The sequence below is a fragment of the Thermosynechococcus sp. HY596 genome, from assembly GCF_030518715.1.
Lineage (GTDB): Bacteria > Cyanobacteriota > Cyanobacteriia > Thermosynechococcales > Thermosynechococcaceae > Thermosynechococcus.
In genome coordinates this window covers 1,440,549-1,457,691 of sequence record NZ_CP130346.1, presented here as the reverse complement: position 1 = coordinate 1,457,691, position 17,143 = coordinate 1,440,549, and the positions used below count along the sequence as shown (strand labels likewise).

The 17,143-nt window shown below is 53.6% G+C and carries 16 protein-coding genes and 1 tRNA gene; 6 read left to right on the top strand and 11 right to left on the bottom strand.

From position 1 onward, the window contains the following. The first annotated feature begins 14 nt into the window (after window positions 1-14). Both QYC28_RS07300 and QYC28_RS07295 read left to right on the top strand, forming a co-directional pair. Window positions 15-347, top strand: coding sequence for a P-II family nitrogen regulator (locus tag QYC28_RS07300; protein WP_181494899.1), 333 nt, complete (start codon window positions 15-17; stop codon window positions 345-347). A 53-nt stretch (window positions 348-400) separates the two neighbouring features. Next, window positions 401-472 (top strand) — tRNA-Gly (locus tag QYC28_RS07295). A gap of 49 nt (window positions 473-521) precedes the next feature. Here QYC28_RS07295 and uvrC read toward each other — a convergent pair. From uvrC to QYC28_RS07240, 11 genes are all read right to left on the bottom strand, one after another. Continuing rightward, on the bottom strand, window positions 522-2,408 hold the full coding sequence (gene uvrC / locus QYC28_RS07290; protein ID WP_302679222.1) for an excinuclease ABC subunit UvrC: 1,887 nt from the start codon (window positions 2,406-2,408) through the stop codon (window positions 522-524). Window positions 2,409-2,421: 13 nt separating this feature from the next. Further along, window positions 2,422-4,197 (bottom strand): M61 family metallopeptidase, encoded by a 1,776-nt coding sequence (locus QYC28_RS07285; protein WP_302679221.1) that lies wholly within the window; start codon window positions 4,195-4,197, stop codon window positions 2,422-2,424. Window positions 4,198-4,227: 30 nt separating this feature from the next. Continuing rightward, window positions 4,228-4,542: a 30S ribosomal protein S10 gene (gene rpsJ, locus QYC28_RS07280; RefSeq protein WP_149819531.1), complete on the bottom strand. Its 315-nt coding sequence runs from the start codon at window positions 4,540-4,542 to the stop codon at window positions 4,228-4,230. Between the two features lie 100 nt (window positions 4,543-4,642). After that, window positions 4,643-5,872, bottom strand: coding sequence for an elongation factor Tu (gene tuf, locus QYC28_RS07275; protein WP_149819529.1), 1,230 nt, complete (start codon window positions 5,870-5,872; stop codon window positions 4,643-4,645). Window positions 5,873-5,889: 17 nt separating this feature from the next. Then, window positions 5,890-7,965 carry an elongation factor G gene (gene fusA / locus QYC28_RS07270; protein ID WP_149819527.1) on the bottom strand — a complete coding sequence of 692 codons (2,076 nt, stop codon included), beginning with the start codon at window positions 7,963-7,965 and terminating at the stop codon, window positions 5,890-5,892. Between the two features lie 74 nt (window positions 7,966-8,039). Beyond that, window positions 8,040-8,510: a 30S ribosomal protein S7 gene (gene rpsG, locus QYC28_RS07265; RefSeq protein ID WP_149819525.1), complete on the bottom strand. Its 471-nt coding sequence runs from the start codon at window positions 8,508-8,510 to the stop codon at window positions 8,040-8,042. A gap of 71 nt (window positions 8,511-8,581) precedes the next feature. Further along, window positions 8,582-8,986: a 30S ribosomal protein S12 gene (rpsL, locus tag QYC28_RS07260; RefSeq protein WP_149819523.1), complete on the bottom strand. Its 405-nt coding sequence runs from the start codon at window positions 8,984-8,986 to the stop codon at window positions 8,582-8,584. Window positions 8,987-9,042: 56 nt separating this feature from the next. Then, a complete protein-coding gene (locus tag QYC28_RS07255; RefSeq protein ID WP_302679220.1) occupies window positions 9,043-9,777 on the bottom strand; it encodes a 16S rRNA (uracil(1498)-N(3))-methyltransferase in 735 nt (244 codons plus the stop codon). An 11-nt stretch (window positions 9,778-9,788) separates the two neighbouring features. Further along, on the bottom strand, window positions 9,789-11,279 hold the full coding sequence (locus QYC28_RS07250; protein WP_302679219.1) for a leucyl aminopeptidase: 1,491 nt from the start codon (window positions 11,277-11,279) through the stop codon (window positions 9,789-9,791). Window positions 11,280-11,334: 55 nt separating this feature from the next. Continuing rightward, a complete protein-coding gene (locus QYC28_RS07245) occupies window positions 11,335-11,754 on the bottom strand; it encodes a VOC family protein (RefSeq protein ID WP_190278324.1) in 420 nt (139 codons plus the stop codon). 9 nt (window positions 11,755-11,763) lie between these two features. Beyond that, on the bottom strand, window positions 11,764-13,050 hold the full coding sequence (locus QYC28_RS07240; RefSeq protein ID WP_302679218.1) for an efflux RND transporter periplasmic adaptor subunit: 1,287 nt from the start codon (window positions 13,048-13,050) through the stop codon (window positions 11,764-11,766). A gap of 145 nt (window positions 13,051-13,195) precedes the next feature. Here QYC28_RS07240 and QYC28_RS07235 point away from each other — a divergent pair, with 145 nt between their 5' ends. From QYC28_RS07235 to QYC28_RS07220, 4 genes are all read left to right on the top strand, one after another. Next, window positions 13,196-14,497 (top strand): valine--pyruvate transaminase, encoded by a 1,302-nt coding sequence (locus tag QYC28_RS07235; protein ID WP_149819513.1) that lies wholly within the window; start codon window positions 13,196-13,198, stop codon window positions 14,495-14,497. 36 nt (window positions 14,498-14,533) lie between these two features. Then, window positions 14,534-15,379 carry an Rpn family recombination-promoting nuclease/putative transposase gene (locus QYC28_RS07230; RefSeq protein ID WP_149819510.1) on the top strand — a complete coding sequence of 282 codons (846 nt, stop codon included), beginning with the start codon at window positions 14,534-14,536 and terminating at the stop codon, window positions 15,377-15,379. A 103-nt stretch (window positions 15,380-15,482) separates the two neighbouring features. Then, window positions 15,483-16,763 (top strand): glutamyl-tRNA reductase, encoded by a 1,281-nt coding sequence (locus tag QYC28_RS07225; protein WP_149819508.1) that lies wholly within the window; start codon window positions 15,483-15,485, stop codon window positions 16,761-16,763. Window positions 16,764-16,768: 5 nt separating this feature from the next. Further along, complete coding sequence (locus QYC28_RS07220) at window positions 16,769-17,143, top strand: YraN family protein (protein ID WP_149819506.1); 375 nt, start codon at window positions 16,769-16,771, stop codon at window positions 17,141-17,143.

Below are 17,143 nucleotides of genomic sequence, written 5' to 3'. Positions count from 1 at the left end.
AGGAGGTACTCAGAATGGCCAAGCCAGCAAAGAAGCTCGTGATTGTGACCGAGAAGATTCTCTTGAAAAAAATTGCCCAAATCATTGATGAGGCCGGGGCGACTGGCTACACCGTGATGGAAACCGGCGGCAAAGGGAGTCGCAATGTGCGCTCCTCTGGTCAACCCAGCGTTTCCGATACCCAAGCCAATATCAAGTTTGAGGTACTCACCCAGACGCGGGAAATGGCGGAAAAAATTGTGGATCGGGTGGCAGTCGAGTTTTTCAACGACTATGCAGGCATTGCTTACATCTACGATGCCGAAGTGTTGTACGCCCACAGCTTTTGTGGTCCTGAGGGCTGCTGAAATTTCTGGGGCTTGACAAGACGCCTCCTAATTTTTTAAGCTAAGAATCTGTTGCGGGTATAGCTCAGTGGTAGAGCGCAACCTTGCCAAGGTTGATGTCGCGCGTTCGAATCGCGTTACCCGCTTTTGAAATAGCAAGCGATCGCCCTTTTTTGAAAAGCACTTAGCTCTTTTCTAATCGGTATCAGCATGAAAATAGCGGTAAATTTTTTCCGCTAGACGGGGGCCGACCCCATGTACCTGCGCCAACTGTTCGGGCGTGGCCATGCGGATGTAGTCAATGGAACGAAAGGTGGCGAGGAGTTCCTTTTGGCGTTGATAGCCCAAGCCGGGAATTTGGTCGAGGTGGGATCGCCGTTGGCGTTGGGCACGTTTTTGACGGTGGAAGTTCAGGGCAAAGCGGTGAGCCTCATCGCGGACGCGGCGTAGCAATTGCACCCCCGGTTGCTCTGGATCGGTCGGCAGAGGCTGGCGGTGGTGGGGTAGGAAAATCTCCTCCCGCTGTTTGGCCAAGCTGAGAAGGGTGAGATCGTCTAGGAGTGGCTCCAACACCTGAACCACGGCGGACAGTTGCCCCTTGCCGCCATCAATGAGGATCACATCGGGCCAGTCATCAGCCTCTGGAGGGTCACCCTTGCCCTCAAGATAGGGGGCAAAGCGGCGGCGGAGAATCTCAGCAAGACTGGCAAAGTCGTCGGAGTGGCCAAGTTTTACTTCAGGGTTGCGGATGTTGTAGTGGCGATAGTGCTGCTGGGCGGGCAAGCCATCAATAAAAACAACCCGTGAGGCCACGGCGTCAGACCCTTGAATGTGGGAAATGTCGTAGCCCTCAATGCGGTGGGGCAGGGTGTCAAGGCCAAGGAGTTGGGCTAAATCTTCAAGAGCCGTTTGGGTGCGATCGCTGGCCTGTTGAATGCGTGCCAATTCTAATTCTGCATTGCGTTGCACCATGGCAATCAGTTCGGCTTTTGCTTGGCGTTGGGGGACAGTGAGGGTGACGGCGCGGCCTTTCTTTTCGCTCAAGTAGGTACGCAGCAGATCCGCCTCGGGGAGGGGATGTTGCAGCAAAATTTCACTGGGAATTTCTACATCATCCACTTGGGCATAGTGTTCTTCAAGCACCCGTTGCAAAATCGTGCCGACACTGCCACTTTGGGCATCGGCAACAAAAGCCAAACGTCCCACCAAGCGACCCGCACGAATTTGAAAGAGTTGAATGGCTGCATGGCGATCGCCCAAGGCAAGGGCAATGGCATCCCGTGACACCGTGTCATCAGGCAAGGACACCTTTTGATCCACGCCTAAATGCTCAAGGCCACGAATTTGATCCCGTAGTCGTGCCGCCAGTTCAAAATTCAGATCCGCCGCCGCTTGCACCATTTGTGCCTGCAACTGTGCCACCAGTTCCCCCGTGCGCCCCTGAAAGATCATGGCCACCTTGTGCAGCGTTTGCCGATACTCCTGCGGTGAAATCAGCCCTTGGCAGACCCCCGGACAGCGGCCAATGTCATAGTTCAAACAGGGGCGATCCTTGAAAAGGGGGCGGGGACGTTGCCGCAGCGGAAAAAGCCGCTTCACAAGGGCAAGGGTTTGGCGCAGACGAAAGCTATCCACATAGGGGCCATAGTAGCGATCCTTGGGAGCATCACTGCTGGTATCGCCGACATTACCCAATTGGCGTTTGCGGGTAATGAAAATGCGGGGATAGGGTTCTGACCACGTAATACAGACGTAGGGATATTTCTTGTCATCCTTGAGGAGAACGTTGAAGTGGGGCTGATGCTGCTTGATTAAATTGGCTTCGAGGGCAAGGGCTTCGGCTTCCGTATCGGTGACGATGAATTCAATGTCCGCCACCTGATAGACCATTAATTCAAGGCGCGGCCCCAATTGGGCTGGCTCACGAAAATAGGAGCGCACCCGCGATCGCAGGCGTTTGGACTTGCCAATGTAGAGAATTTGATCCGTCTTGTCCTTGAAAAAATAAACGCCGGGAGTCAAGGGCAGTTGCCGCAAGATCTGTTCCAAGCGATCGCGATCCTGAATCAAGGGCTGAAGCATGCTGCCACCTCCCCTAGAGCTGCGCCGCTGTGGCTCCCAACCAAGCTTCTAAATGTGCCCGCTGACTCGGCGTGGCATCGGCACGGCACTGCAGCTGATAGCGGGGCTGAGGGTCTCCCAACATCAATGTTCCTGAGTGCAATTGCTGATCATGGAACCATGTCAAGTGAATCGTCTCTCCCACTGGGTATTCCCGCAATCGCTCTGACCAGTCCTCCGCCTTGACGCGCCACCCATTGAGGGCAATGATTTCATCCCCAGCCACCAAGCCTGCCTGTTCAGCCGGGGAGTCCCGCAGCACTGCCTTGATTTGCAGAGCGCCATGTTCCTGCTTAAACTGAAGTCCCGTATAGGGCAGCGCGTCTTGGGGCACCAGTTCCAAACCCACTTTAGCCAACCACTCCTGAAGGGGGAGTTCTACGGTTCCTTCAATGAATTGCTCGCGCCATGTGCCAAGGTTTTCATCGGCAACGGTTTCAATCGTTTCCCACAGCTCATCGGGGGTATAGCCCTGACCTGTCTCGCAATACTGCTGCCACAACCGCCGCAGGACATCGAGGAGCGATCGCTGGTGATTAAAATTAAGGCGAATCCGCAAATCCAGCAGTAGTGCCACTAGCTCTCCCTTTAGGTAGTAGGACATCTGCGAATTAATGCTATTTTCATCGGGGCGATAGAGCTTAATCCACGCATCAAAGCTAGCAGCACTAAGGGACTGAACAAAACGACCAGGGGTGTGTAAATAGCGATTCAGACTTTCGCTCAGCAGCTTAAGATAGGCCGCAGCATCAAATAACCCTGCCCAGAGGGGAATCAGTTGGTCGAAATAACTGGTTATCCCCTCCACAAACCAGAGGCTGGTGGTGTAATTTTCGCTGTCGTAATCAAAGATTTCAAAGGCTTGGGGGCGAATGCGCTTGACATTCCAAAGATGGAAAAACTCATGGGCCACTAAACAGAGGAAGCGGCGATACTGCTCCGCTTGCTGAAAGCCAAAGCGATGGAAGATCAACGAGCAGCTATTGAGATGCTCCAGACCGCCGTAGCCCTTGTGGGTAAGGTGCAAAATAAAGACATAGCGATCGTAGGGCAGGCCGCCAAAGAAACTTGCCTCTGTTTCAATGATCCGCTGCATGTCGGCGATCGCCCGCTGCGGCTCAAAATTGCCCTTGCCCCACACCGCCAGTTCATGGGGTTTACCGTCCACCTCAAAGGCATAAACAGGGTGGCTGCCCACCTCAAAGGGGCTATCCACCAGCAGATCGTAATTTGCTGCCCAAAAGGTGAAGCCATCCTCGCCAAAGGGTTCAAGCGGAGTCGTCACCCGCCAGTGCGGCGGTGCAGCAATGGTTACTGTTAGGGGCCGATCGCGATATTCTGGCACATAGAGACAGACCGCTGCCGGATTGAAGTAGGCATGGCTGGGATCAAAATGATTGGTGCGCACTGACAGTTCATGGGCATAGATGGCATAGCGCACTTCTAGTTCTCGACCCGGCGTGCAGGCCACCTGCCACTGGTTCTTGGCACACTTCCACCATTCCAAGGGGGTACCGTCGGCGGCCGTTACTGTAAAGTCCTGAAGATGCCTCGCATATTCGCGCACAAGGTAGGAACCCGGCGTCCACACCGGCAAGTGCAGATCAAGAACATCGGTTTGCGGTGCCGTTAGCCGCAGCGTTACCCATAAAAGATGCGTATGCCCCTGCTGGCAGTTGATTCTGTAGGCCATGGCAGGGGGCTGAAGAGAAGACTCAGAGGGGGAAGGATGAATGATCGTATGCGTCATACCCCTCAGTGTAGTGAACTTTGGCGACGCTTACAATTTCACTTCAATATCTACGCCCGCCGGCAAGTCCAACTTCATCAGGGCATCAATCGTTTTCGGTGAAGGTTGGTAAATGTCCAGTATGCGACGGTGGGTACGGGTTTCAAAATGCTCCCGTGAGTCCTTATCCACGTGGGGCGATCGCAGGACGCAATAGATTCGACGGCGAGTGGGTAGGGGAATTGGGCCAACGGGGGAAGCGCCGGTTCTTTTTGCAGTATCGACAATGCGATCGCAGGAAGTATCGAGCAAGCGATGATCAAAGGCCTTAAGGCGAATACGAATTTTCTGTTGTAGAGCAGCCATAGGAATCTTCCTTACTTGTCAAGGTTCAGAGACAATCCGACAAAATTCAGACAAAAAAAGGCCGCCAACACCACAGAAAGGCTAGCGGCCATAAGATCAACTACTTCAGGATTTTGGAGACAACACCCGCACCAATCGTCCGGCCACCTTCACGGATGGCAAAGCGCATCCCCTGCTCAATGGCAATGGGCTGGATCAGTTCCACGGTCATTTTGATGCGGTCACCAGGCATCACCATTTCAGCGGCGCTACCATCATCAGCGGTGAAGGAGGTAATCGTACCGGTCACATCGGTGGTACGCACATAGAACTGCGGACGGTAACCGGCAAAGAAGGGGGTTTTACGGCCACCCTCTTTTTCAGTGAGCACGTACACTTCACCCTCAAATTGGGTGTGGGGCGTAATGGAGCCGGGTTTGGCAATCACCATTCCCCGTTCCACATCCTCTTTTTTCAGGCCGCGCAGGAGCAAACCAGCGTTGTCACCGGCAATCCCCTCTTCGAGGCTCTTCTTGAACATTTCAATACCGGTGACCGTCGTTGTGCGAGTTTCCCGCAGACCCACGAGTTCAACCGTTTCGTTGAGTTTAATGCGACCGCGCTCAATCCGGCCCGTGGCCACGGTACCCCGACCGGTAATGGAGAACACGTCTTCTACGGCCATCAGGAAGGGCTTATCCACATCCCGCTCAGGGGTGGGAATGTAGTTATCCACGGCATCCATTAGCTCGTAGATTTTATCGACCCACTCATTTTCACCGCGTTGGGTTTTTGGATTGGCGGTCATGGCTTCAAGGGCTTTCAGACCCGAACCACGGATGATGGGCACTTCGTCACCGGGGAATTCATATTCGCTGAGGAGTTCCCGCAGTTCCAGTTCCACCAGCTCCAGCAGTTCTTCGTCGTCCACCATGTCCACTTTGTTCAGGAAGACAACAATGCTGGGCACCCCCACCTGACGAGCCAAGAGAATGTGCTCCTTGGTTTGGGGCATCGCACCATCAGTAGCGGCCACCACGAGAATAGCACCGTCCATTTGGGCGGCACCCGTGATCATGTTTTTCACATAGTCAGCGTGGCCGGGGCAATCCACATGGGCATAGTGACGTTTTTCGGTCTCATACTCCACGTGAGCCGTGTTGATGGTAATCCCACGGGCTTTTTCCTCAGGGGCAGCATCAATCTCATCGTATTTGCGAGCCTGAGCTTTCCCTTGGGCAGCCAATGTCATGGTAATGGCTGCGGTCAGTGTGGTTTTACCGTGGTCAACGTGACCAATCGTACCGATGTTAACGTGGGGTTTGGTTCGTTCAAATTTAGCGCGTGCCATGTTGTTCCTCGTATAGACTATGCGTTCCCTTTATTTTTGGCAATGATCGCCTCAGCCACATTACGGGGGACTTCCTCGTAATGGCTAAATTCCATCGAGAAAATTCCCCGACCTTGGGTATTCGAGCGAATGTCAGTGGCATAACCAAACATCCGTTCGAGAGGGACTTTTGCCGTCACTTTGGCAATGCCATTTTCCACGGTTTGTCCCTCAATTTGACCGCGACGGGAAATGAGGTCTCCCATCACTGTCCCAAGGAATTCTTCTGGAACCTCGACCTCGACCTTCATCATTGGCTCCAGCAGCACCGGATTGGCTTTCATCACTGCCTCTTTAATGGCCATGGAGCCAGCAATTTTGAAGGCCATTTCTGAGGAGTCAACCTCGTGGTAGGAGCCATCCACTAATGTGACCTTGAGGTCAATCACTGGGTACCCTGCCAAAATCCCCGATTCACAGGCTTCCTTCATTCCCTGCTCAGCGGGTGGAATGTACTCTTTGGGGACAACACCACCAACAATTTTGGAGACAAATTCAAACCCAGTACCGGGTTCGGCAGGCTCTACTTCAATCACAACGTGACCATACTGGCCTTTACCGCCACTTTGACGGATAAACTTGCCTTCGGCACGGACAGGTTTGCGAATCGTTTCGCGGTAGGCCACTTGGGGTTGGCCAATATTGGCTTCCACTTTGAACTCCCGCTGCATCCGATCCACAAGGATCTCGAGGTGCAGTTCCCCCATGCCCGCAATCACGGTTTGGTTGGTTTCAGGATCAACGCTGACGCGGAAGGTGGGGTCTTCCTCAGAGAGGGCTTGCAGGGCTTTGGAGAGTTTTTCCATGTCCTGCTTGGTTTTGGGTTCCACAGCCACGGAAATCACTGGCTCTGGAATGTAGAGCGATTCAAGAATCACGGGCGAGCTTTCATCGCAGAGGGTATCCCCCGTGAAGGTTTCCTTCAGACCCAAGGCAGCTCCTAAATCGCCGGCTCGCAGTTCATCTACTTCAATCCGCTCATCGGCTTTGAGCACAATCAGACGAGAAATGCGCTCTTTCTTGCCCTTAGTGGCATTGAGGACATAGCTGCCTTTTTTGAGAACACCGGAATAAACGCGCACGAAGGTGAGGCGGCCATAGGGATCCGACATGATTTTGAAGGCTAATGCCGCTAGGGGTTGATCATCGTCGGCAGCCCGCTCTACCTCTGTGCCATCGGGCAGATGACCTTTAATCGCTGGAATGTCAATGGGCGCTGGCAGATAGTCCACCACGGCATCAAGGAGCAATTGCACGCCTTTATTTTTGAAGGCGGAGCCACAGAGCATCGGCACAATGGTGCCAGCGATCGTCCCTTTGCGTAGGGCGGCGCGGATTTCCTCTTCTGTGAGTTCTTCCCCCTCAAAGTATTTTTCCATGAGGGCATCATCGGTTTCGGCAACTGCCTCGATGAGCTTGGTGCGATACTCTTCCGCCAGTTCAGTCATCTCGGCAGGAATTTCGGTATCTTCGATTTCCTTGCCAAGGTCGTCTTTGTAGATTTTGGCGCGCATCCGCACCAGATCAACGATGCCTTTGAACTGATCTTCAGCACCAATGGGCAACTGAATCGGCACAGCATTTGCCCGCAGGCGATCGCGAATCTGGTCATAGACTTTGTAGAAGTTTGCCCCAGTGCGATCCATCTTGTTGACAAAGACGATGCGCGGGACGCTGTAGCGATCGGCTTGCCGCCATACGGTTTCTGACTGGGGTTGCACACCACCGACGGAGCAGAATACCGCAATCACCCCATCAAGAACCCGCATGGAGCGCTCCACCTCAATCGTGAAGTCCACGTGGCCGGGGGTGTCAATAATATTGATCTGGTGGTCTTTCCAAGAGGTGCTGATGGCGGCGGCTGTAATGGTGATGCCCCGCTCCCGCTCCTGTTCCATCCAGTCGGTAACCGTGGTACCCTCGTGCACTTCGCCAATTTTGTGCACCACACCGGAATAGAAAAGAATACGTTCAGTTGTGGTTGTTTTACCCGCATCAATGTGAGCGGCAATCCCGATGTTTCGCACTCGCTCTAGCGGGGTCGTCCGTGCCACAGCTACCTCCTTGTTTGTTGCATTACGTTAGAATTCTTAAATAATTGTATCCAACTCTTGAACCGTGTGACGGTTTAGTAGCGATAGTGGGCAAAGGCCTTGTTGGCTTCTGCCATTTTGTGGGTTTCTTCCCGTTTACGAATGGTGCTGCCGGTTTCATTGGCGGCATCCATCAATTCATTAGCCAGCTTGGCGGACATCGAACGACCGGCTCGTTTGCGAGAAAATTGCACTAACCAGCGCAAAGCCAAGGCGACGCCGCGATCGGGACGAACTTCCATCGGCACTTGGTAGGTGGCACCCCCCACACGGCGGGCTTTCACTTCCACTAGGGGCGTTGCATTTTTTACTGCCCGCTCAAAAATTTGCAGAGCATCCTCGCCGGTGCGCTCCTGTACGGTTTTCATTGCGTCATAGACAATGCGGCTGGCAAGGGATTTTTTGCCATTGAGCATAATCCGCTGGATTAACATATTCACCAGCACGTTGTTATAGACGGGATCAGGGGCAGTAGGCCGTTTTTGAGCGCGAGTGCGACGAGACATAGGTGTTTGCTGTTTGCTCTAGTGAAGTTTAAGATTTCAAGGGTGGACTCAAGGAGATAGGAGAACGGAAATTATTTCTTCTTGCCGGTAGCAGCAGCCTCACCGGGTTTGGGACGCTTGGCACCGTATTTGGAGCGACCTTGTTTACGATCTTTGACGCCGGCGGTATCCAACGTGCCACGGATAATGTGGTAGCGCACACCGGGCAAATCTTTAACCCGACCGCCACGAATCATGACCACAGAGTGCTCCTGCAAGTTGTGGCCAATTCCGGGAATATAGGCGGTGACCTCAAAGCCAGAGGTTAAGCGTACCCGTGCCACTTTGCGCAGGGCAGAATTGGGCTTTTTGGGGGTTGTGGTATAGACCCGTGTGCACACCCCACGCCGTTGGGGGCAGCTTTTGAGGGCAGGAGATTTTGTTTTCTTTTTCAACAGTTCCCGCTCTTGGCGGATCAGTTGCTGGATGGTGGGCATTGCTGCTTACGTTAATTTCACCGAACTTCTAGTGTATCGAGGTGGCCGTGGCGTTGTCAATGCTGTTGTGCTGTTGCGCAGTGTCTCTCAGTGTAATGGCTCACTAAGGTCAGGCTGGCGATCGCGGCGGTGACGGCTCTCAGGGTACGCTGCCCCAAGGAAAATGCTTGCCAACCAGCGGCCAAAACTTGCTCCACTTCTGAGGCTGTCCATCCCCCCTCGGGTCCGATCGCCAGATAAATGGGCTGGGAAAGATCCATCTGGGGCAAGCAGTCCCACAGGAGCTGTGAGGCATTCAAACTGGCAATGTAGCCCTTGGGGGTGAGGCTGACCATTTCGGCAACGGAGAGGGGATCACTGAGGGTAGGCACATAAAGACGCTCACTTTGCTCGGCGGCTTCTTGCAGAATGCGCTGCCAACGCTGGTATCTGCTGGTACTCGGCTGCAGGAGCGATCGCGCTGTTTGAATCGGAATAATACGCTTGACTCCCAATTCCGTTGCCTGTTGCAACACCTGCTCAAAGTTCGCCGCCTTCAGTAGAGCTAGGCAGAGCATAATTTCTACACTGAGCTCCGTCTTTTGCTGTTCAGCCTCCAATAATTCGACAGTCTGCCCATTTACACCAAGCGTGCCCCGCCATCGCTGGCCTTGGCCATCCAAAATCGAGATGACATCGTTATCTTTTAAGCGCAGGACATGGCGGAGATAGTGGACTTGCTCAGGAGTGAGCCACACCCGTCGGTCTTGGATTTGTGAGGGTGAGACGACTAACCGCTGGGGCGATCGCATTCAGTTTCTATCTAACTGAGACTGCATAGCCACTCCACCAATGTGCGCACAGGGTAGCCCGTCCCACAGGGATTATTGTAGCCATCCTCTTTTTCTGTCCAGACAGGGCCAGCAATGTCAAGGTGTGCCCAAGGGGTGTGATCGACAAATTGCTGAAGGAATAGAGCAGCGGTAATTGATCCGGCCGATCGCGGACCGGTGTTTTTCATATCGGCCACTTGGGACTTCATACCCTCAAAGTATTTATTTTCAAGGGGCATTTGCCAGAATTTTTCACCGGAGCGATCGCTAGCCTGTTGCAGAGCTTGCGCCAATTCTGAATTGTTGCTCCAAAGACCAGCAATATTATCCCCTAAGGCAACAATACAGGCACCGGTCAGCGTTGCCAAATCAACAATGGCATCTACGCCTAGTTTTTCCGCATAGACCAGGGCATCGGCAAGGGTGAGGCGGCCTTCAGCATCGGTGTTGTTGACCTCGATGGTTTTACCGTTGGAGGCGGTGAGAATATCCCCCGGATGCATGGCATGGCCACTGATCATGTTTTCGGTGGCGGCAATAATAAAGTGAACTTCAATGCCAGCGGGTTTGAGTTGACCGATGACCTTGGCGGTTCCCAAAACGGCTGCGGCTCCCCCCATGTCCATTTTCATGGTTTCAATGCCTCCTTGGGTCTTGAGGTTGAGGCCACCGGAATCAAACGTTAACCCTTTGCCAACGAGGGCAATCTTCTTCTGGACGTTGCCGGGGGGAGTGTACGTAAGGTGAATAAATTTCGGCGGTAGGTCAGACGCCTGAGCCACACCCAAAAAGGCACCCATACCCAAGGCGGCACACTCATCGCGCTCCAAAATTTTTGCCGTGAGGCCGTAGGTAGCCGCCAATTGCTGAGCTGTTTCCGCAAGGGTGACAGGCGTCACTTCATTGGCCGGGGCATTCACGAGTTCGCGCGCCAAAATCACCCCATCACAAATCTGCTGGGCACGGGTCAAGGCTGCTGTTTGCTCCCCTAAACCCAACAGGCTGACGGATTCTGGATAGGGCAGGAGTTTACGAGCTTCGGGATCCGACTTAAAACGCACATCACTGTGGAGGGCAAGGAGAACTCCTTCGGCAATGGCTTGGGCAGCATCCCTTGCCTCGAGGGTCTCATGGGGCAGCGCCATGCCTAAGGTTTTGGTGTGTTCACGGCGAGCCGTACGGGCAATGGTCGCAGCAGTGCGGCGCAGGGTCTCTAGGTTAAAGTCATCGCGATTGCCTAAGCCGACAAGGAGGAGTTTCTTAACGGGGAAGTTGGGCAATAGGCGCATGAGCAGGGAGGTGCCAGATTTGCCTTGAAACTCCCCTTCGCTGATGAGTTCTTGTAAGAGGCCATTGAGGCGCTGATCGAGGGTCGTATAGGGATCTGTAAGGGTGAGGGTGCCTTCCGTTTGAAAGACGGCGATCGCCAGTAAATCACCAGACCAGTCTGGAATTGCCGTAGTGGTTGTTTGCAGTTGCATGCCTATGGACGACCCAAAAATCTCTCGACCCCCTTATTTTATCGGGGTTTAGACTTCAGCAGGAACCAAGACACTGCAAAAACTCAAGGGGTAGACCATCACAATCGCGGATAAAGGCGACGTGATAGAGGTGGGAACCAATCACCTGTTGACTAGGCTTCAGGAGTAGCTCAAAGGGCAATTGCTGGGCAGCCAAGGTTTGCGCCACTTGCTGGAGCCAGGTTTCTAGAGGATGCGGATGATTACTGAGATCAAAGGAGAGGTGATAGTAGCCAACATAGTGCTCATCGTGAAAAGGGTCAGCAGCAGGGTGGGGTTCAGGGACTTGCACAAGTTCAAGGCGGGTGTGCCAGCCCTTGAGCCAACAGGCAAGGGTATAGCCCGTGGTAAAGCGGACATCCATCGTAAAGCCTAGGCATTCATAGAAGGCGATCGCCCGCTGAATATTGGCGGTGCGAATGGAAACGTGGTGCAAGCCCATAAACTACTCCTGTTTTGGCCGCAGCCGTTCCGGAAAATCAATAAAGACCCGCTCACCCGCCCTCAGGCCGCTGATAATTTGCGTTTGATCCTGCCAGCTACTGCCGATGGTGACAGGGCGAAATTTTGGTCGATTGTCTTCCCCCACCACATAAACACCTGTTTGGCCACGCTCAACGGCAATGGCCACGGTGGGTACCAGCAGAGCATTGTTAATTTTTTGCCCCAGAAAATCTAAGTCCACATTCATCCCAGAGCGCAGCTTCTGCAACCCAGTAACAAGGGAGACCCGCACTTGAAAGAACGTCACATTTTGCTCCACCACGGCTTCGGGTGCCACTAAGCGCACTCGTCCTTCAAAGGTTTCCCCCGGATAGGCATCGGCACGGATTTCAACAGGTTGCCCCACAAACACTTGGCCAATGTCCACTTCTGGGACTTCGGCAAGAATTTCTAGGCCTTGGGCAATGGCCACAATTGAGGTGGAAGTGGCAGAGGTCGTGGCAGAGGCGGTGGTGGTGGGTGTCACAAAGGCTCCCGGATTGGCGTACTTCTGGGTAATAATGCCCGTAAAAGGAGCGCGAATCACTGTATCTTCAAGAGCCGCACGGGCAGCTTGGACTTGGGCTTGGGCAGCAGCCACGGCCGCTTCCGCTTGACGGATCTCTTCAGTGCGGGAACCCCGCTGTAACAGTTGCAGACGCTTCTGGGCTTCCTGCAGACTGGCGATCGCGCTATCCCGATTGGCTTTTAATTCATCAAGGGTATCGCGGGGAATCGCACCCTCAGCCGCGAGCAATTCATTGCGTTTCAGGCGTTCTTCTGCCAATTGAGCACGGGTGGCGGCTGCTCGCACTTGGGCTTCGGCTTGGGCAATTTCCTCGGCACGGTTACCGGCAACCACGCGATCGCGACGGGCAATGGCATCGGCGAGGTTGGCTTGGGCTTGGGCAAGTTGCGCCTGCTCATCGCGGTTGTCCATACGGGCGATGATTTGACCCGCCTTGACCTGATCGCCCTGCTCAACGTAGAGTTCGGCGAGAAGACCTGCCCGTTTTGGACTGATATTGACGGTTTGTACAGGGACAACTTTGCCCGTGGCAGCGATGCGAGCGACTAAATCGCGACTGTCTTGAACGGGTACGGTGTAGCGATCTAAATCAAGGGGCGTTTGGCGCGATCGCCACAGCAGTAGGCCACCACTGCCAATCAAACCAGCAGCAATCACCCCAATCACGAGCGATCGCCAAGGGGAAGAAGGTTTACCAACAAAGGGGATAAACGCTGCCATGAATGCCTTACAGTTCTTGGCCTATTCTAACGTTATGTTACAGTGACCCACCGAATAGCAGCATTGACCGTGTCTATTGGTTCCATCTGTCCCTCAATAGAAGCGCAGATGCTATCCTAACCAATACTGTCTATGTCCTTTGCCTATGAATCCTGCACTCTCCCAGATTGGCCAGCAAATGTCCCAACTGACGGGAGTTCGGGCAATCATGAAGGATATTATTGAGACGTTGCGCCTGAATCGCGGTCAAGACCTGATTAACCTGAGTGCAGGTAACCCCCTCATTGTCCCTGAGGTGGAGCAACTATGGCGCGACTGTACCCACGAGCTAATGGCCAGCCCAGAATTTGGCCAAGTGGTCTGCCGCTACGGCACAAGCCAAGGGTATGAACCGCTAATTGCTGCCGTTGTCGATGATTTTAATCGCCGCTATGGTTTGAACCTGACGGAGCGCAATGTCCTTGTCACCCCCGGCAGTCAGGCCATCTACTTCTTTGCTGCCAATGCTTTTGGGGGCTTTAGCGCCAACGGTGAATTAAAGAAAGTCGTTCTCCCCTTGAGTCCAGAATATACGGGTTATGGTGGCGTCAGCCTTACCCCTGATACCGTTGTTGCCTATCGTCCGCGCCTTGAGATTTTTGAAGCGGATCACACCTTTAAGTATCGTCCCGACTTTCAACAACTCCACATTGATGAGACGACTGGATGCGTCATCTTCTCTCGTCCCTGCAATCCGACGGGAAATGTGCTCACGGATGTCGAGGTGCGGCAAATTGCTGATCTCGCTGTCCCCTATGGCGTTCCAGTGTTGATTGATGCTGCCTATGGCCCCCCCTATCCCAGCTTGAACTTTACGGAACTAGCACCCGTTTTTGGCGGCAATATTGTCCACTGCCTCAGCCTCTCAAAAGCAGGACTACCGGGGGAACGGGTGGGGATTGCTATTGGCGATCGCGAGATTTTGAGTGTTCTCGAAGCCTTTCAAACCAATGCCTGTATTCATGCCTCGCGCTACGGTCAGGCGATCGCGGCCTTAGCCATTGCCAATGGTGCCCTAGCCGAAGTATCCGTCAATGTCATTCGTCCCTTTTATCAGCGCAAGTTTACAGTTCTCGAAGAAAACCTACGAACTGCTTTGCCCAAGGATCTTCCTTGGTTTTTGCATCGCGGTGAGGGGGCAATTTTCGCGTGGCTGTGGCTACGGGATTTACCCATGACAGATTGGGAATTATATCAACACCTGAAGCGAGCAGGGGTGATTGTGGTTCCCGGCAGTTCCTTTTTCCCCGGCTTGACCGAGCCGTGGCGCCACAAACAAGAGTGCCTGCGTATTAGTCTCACTGCCAGTGATGAGGAAATTGCCCTTGGCATGCAACGGCTCGCCGCCACTATTACACAGGTGTATCAAGAGTTCCCTAGCCGCTCCTATTCTGATGTCCTCGCTTAAGCCCTCCTTCATGGGTGAGTACTTCCTCATTTCTCAATGCGCCGTGACTCCCTCTTTTACCAACTGTTTGCCCAGCTGCCCCAGACACTGTTTGACCTTTTGGGCAGAGAAGCTCCGCAGGGGTATCGTTTTGAGTCCGTGGAACTCAAGCAAACGGCCTTTCGCATTGACGGCGTCTTCGTACCCCCTGACCCCTCAGGAACCGTCTATTTCTGTGAGGTGCAGTTTCAGCGCGATAACAGCTTCTACGAACGCTTCTTTGCGGAAATCTTTCTCTATCTGCGACTGTATCGCCACACCTTTTCTGACTGGCAAGCGGTGGTCATTTATCCCCATCGCCAAGCCGAACAAGTTTCCTTTGAACCCTATGACGTGTTGGTCAAAAGCGATCGCCTGCGGCGGGTGTATTTGAATGAACTGGGGTCGCCAGCGGAATTGCCCTTGAGCCTTGCCCTGATGCAGTTGATGGTGGTACCAGAGGCAGAGATGCCCAGAGTCGCCCGATTACTTGCCCAGCGCAGCCAGACCGAAAGAGCGCCAAACTTGGAAGCCATAATAGAGTTAATCACTACCATTGTGCTGTACAAGTTCACCAAGCTGAGTCGGGAGGAGGTGCTGCGCATGCTGGGGTTTACGACGGAGGAGCTGAAGCGGACACGGTTTTACCAAGAAGTTTATGCTGAGGCACGAGAAGAGGGATTACAGCAGGGAGAAGCACTGGTTGTTTTGCGCCTCCTCAGGCGACGGTTTGGGGATTTACCGGCTGAACTTGAAGCAGCAATTCGCCAACTCCCATCCACTCAGATTGAGACTTTGGCAGAGGCACTCCTTGACTTTGCGACCCTAGAAGACCTGAGGGGCTGGCTCAGGAATCTCGGTTAGGGAGAATCCTCCTTTAGTAAAGACTTGCAAACAAGCGTGAAGGAGGCTCAAGAATCCTGATACAACAATTGATGGAGTTGCAGCCGAACGTCAACCGATTCCTATGAATATTGCTGTCATTGGCTTGAGTCACAAAACCGCCCCTGTGGATGTGCGCGAAAAATTGAGTGTGCCAGAGGATGTGCGGGAGCGGGCACTGCAACATCTATGCGGCTACGCCCATATTCAGGAAGCGACCATCCTTAGCACCTGTAACCGCTTAGAAATTTACATTGTTACTAGTGACACTGAGGTGGGCGTGCGGGAAGTGCATCAGTTTCTCAGTGAGTGGAGTCATATTCCCCTGCCCCAACTGCGTCCCTACCTCTTTATCCTGCTGCATCAGGATGCGGTGATGCACCTCATGCGGGTGGCCTCGGGTTTGGATAGCTTGGTGATTGGCGAGGGGCAAATTCTCTCCCAAGTGAAGCGCTGTCATCAGTTAGGGCAGCAGTACAAGTCCATTGGGTCTATTCTCAATCGCCTCTTTACGGGGGCGATCGCTGCCGGTAAACGGGTACGCACAGAAACCAGCATTGGGACGGGGGCGGTCTCCATTAGCTCAGCGGCGGTGGAACTCGCCGACTTGCGGTTGCAAAATCTCCAGAACTGCCGCATTGCCATTGTCGGTGCGGGCAAAATGTCCCGCTTGGTGGTGCAACACCTGATTGCCCGAGGGGTGAAAGAAATGAGCATTATCAACCGCTCCTTGGAACGGGCACAGGAACTGGCGCAGCAGTTTCCCGAAGTACGCTTTGAACTCTTTACGATGACAGATCTACTGCCGATTGTGGCAGCAATGGATTTGGTCTTTACGGGTACAGCAGCGACACAACCCCTCTTGGATCGCGAGAATTTAGGGTCGGTGCTCACGGGCGATCGCCCCCTATCCATCATTGATATTTCCGTGCCCCGCAATGTCCATGCCAACGTGACAGAATTGGCCTCCGTGCAACTGTTTAATGTGGATGATCTCGAAGCAGTGGTCGCCCAAAACCAAGAGGCGCGACGCCAATTGGCTCAAGAGGCCGAGGGTATCCTTGAGGAAGAATTAGAGACTTTTTTAGCTTGGTGGCACGCCCTAGAAACAATTCCCACCATCCGCAGTCTGCGCCAAAAAATGGAAGCCATTCGCACCCAAGAGCTGGAAAAAGCCCTCTCCCGCTTAGGCAGTGAGTTTGGTGATAAGCACCAAGGGGTCATTGAAGCAATGACGCGCACGATTATTAACAAGATTCTCCATGATCCAACAGTGCAACTGCAATCACAGCGGGATTTAGAGAGTCGTCAACGCGCTATGCAGACCCTCCAAGACTTGTTTAATCTCGAACCCATTGAAGCCTAGGGGCTATGCGCCACGTGGGCGATCGCGGCGAAGCGGTAGTTGTCGCGTGGCTACAAACCCAGCAGTGTCAAATTTTGGCTCAGAACTGGTCTTGCCCTTGGGGTGAGCTGGATATTGTTGTCTGTGATCCGCGGGGAGTGGTGCGCTTTGTCGAAGTGAAAACCCGCCGTTCCCACAACTGGGATTATGATGGCCTTGGCGCGATTTCCCCTAGCAAGCAACGCAAACTCATTTTGGCCGCCCAAGCCTTCCTAGAACGTCAGCCCCAGTGGCAGGATCATCCCTGTCGCTTCGATGTGGCCTTGGTGCGATACCAAGCAGGTACCTATCGGCTGCATCAATACTTGGAGCACGCATTTACGCTGGACGCCACCGATTGA

Excerpts from the sequence above, each read along its gene's own strand:
- QYC28_RS07300 (WP_181494899.1), top strand. The coding sequence starts at position 15 with ATGGCCAAGCCAGCAAAGAAGCTCGTGATTGTGACCGAGAAGATTCTC.
- uvrC (WP_302679222.1), bottom strand. The coding sequence starts at position 2,408 with ATGCTTCAGCCCTTGATTCAGGATCGCGATCGCTTGGAACAGATCTTG.
- QYC28_RS07285 (WP_302679221.1), bottom strand. The coding sequence starts at position 4,197 with ATGACGCATACGATCATTCATCCTTCCCCCTCTGAGTCTTCTCTTCAG.
- rpsJ (WP_149819531.1), bottom strand. The coding sequence starts at position 4,542 with ATGGCTGCTCTACAACAGAAAATTCGTATTCGCCTTAAGGCCTTTGAT.
- tuf (WP_149819529.1), bottom strand. The coding sequence starts at position 5,872 with ATGGCACGCGCTAAATTTGAACGAACCAAACCCCACGTTAACATCGGT.
- rpsG (WP_149819525.1), bottom strand. The coding sequence starts at position 8,510 with ATGTCTCGTCGCACTCGCGCTCAAAAACGGCCTACTGCCCCTGATCCC.
- rpsL (WP_149819523.1), bottom strand. The coding sequence starts at position 8,986 with ATGCCCACCATCCAGCAACTGATCCGCCAAGAGCGGGAACTGTTGAAA.
- QYC28_RS07255 (WP_302679220.1), bottom strand. The coding sequence starts at position 9,777 with ATGCGATCGCCCCAGCGGTTAGTCGTCTCACCCTCACAAATCCAAGAC.
- QYC28_RS07250 (WP_302679219.1), bottom strand. The coding sequence starts at position 11,279 with ATGCAACTGCAAACAACCACTACGGCAATTCCAGACTGGTCTGGTGAT.
- QYC28_RS07240 (WP_302679218.1), bottom strand. The coding sequence starts at position 13,050 with ATGGCAGCGTTTATCCCCTTTGTTGGTAAACCTTCTTCCCCTTGGCGA.
- QYC28_RS07235 (WP_149819513.1), top strand. The coding sequence starts at position 13,196 with ATGAATCCTGCACTCTCCCAGATTGGCCAGCAAATGTCCCAACTGACG.
- QYC28_RS07230 (WP_149819510.1), top strand. The coding sequence starts at position 14,534 with ATGCGCCGTGACTCCCTCTTTTACCAACTGTTTGCCCAGCTGCCCCAG.
- QYC28_RS07225 (WP_149819508.1), top strand. The coding sequence starts at position 15,483 with ATGAATATTGCTGTCATTGGCTTGAGTCACAAAACCGCCCCTGTGGAT.
- QYC28_RS07220 (WP_149819506.1), top strand. The coding sequence starts at position 16,769 with ATGCGCCACGTGGGCGATCGCGGCGAAGCGGTAGTTGTCGCGTGGCTA.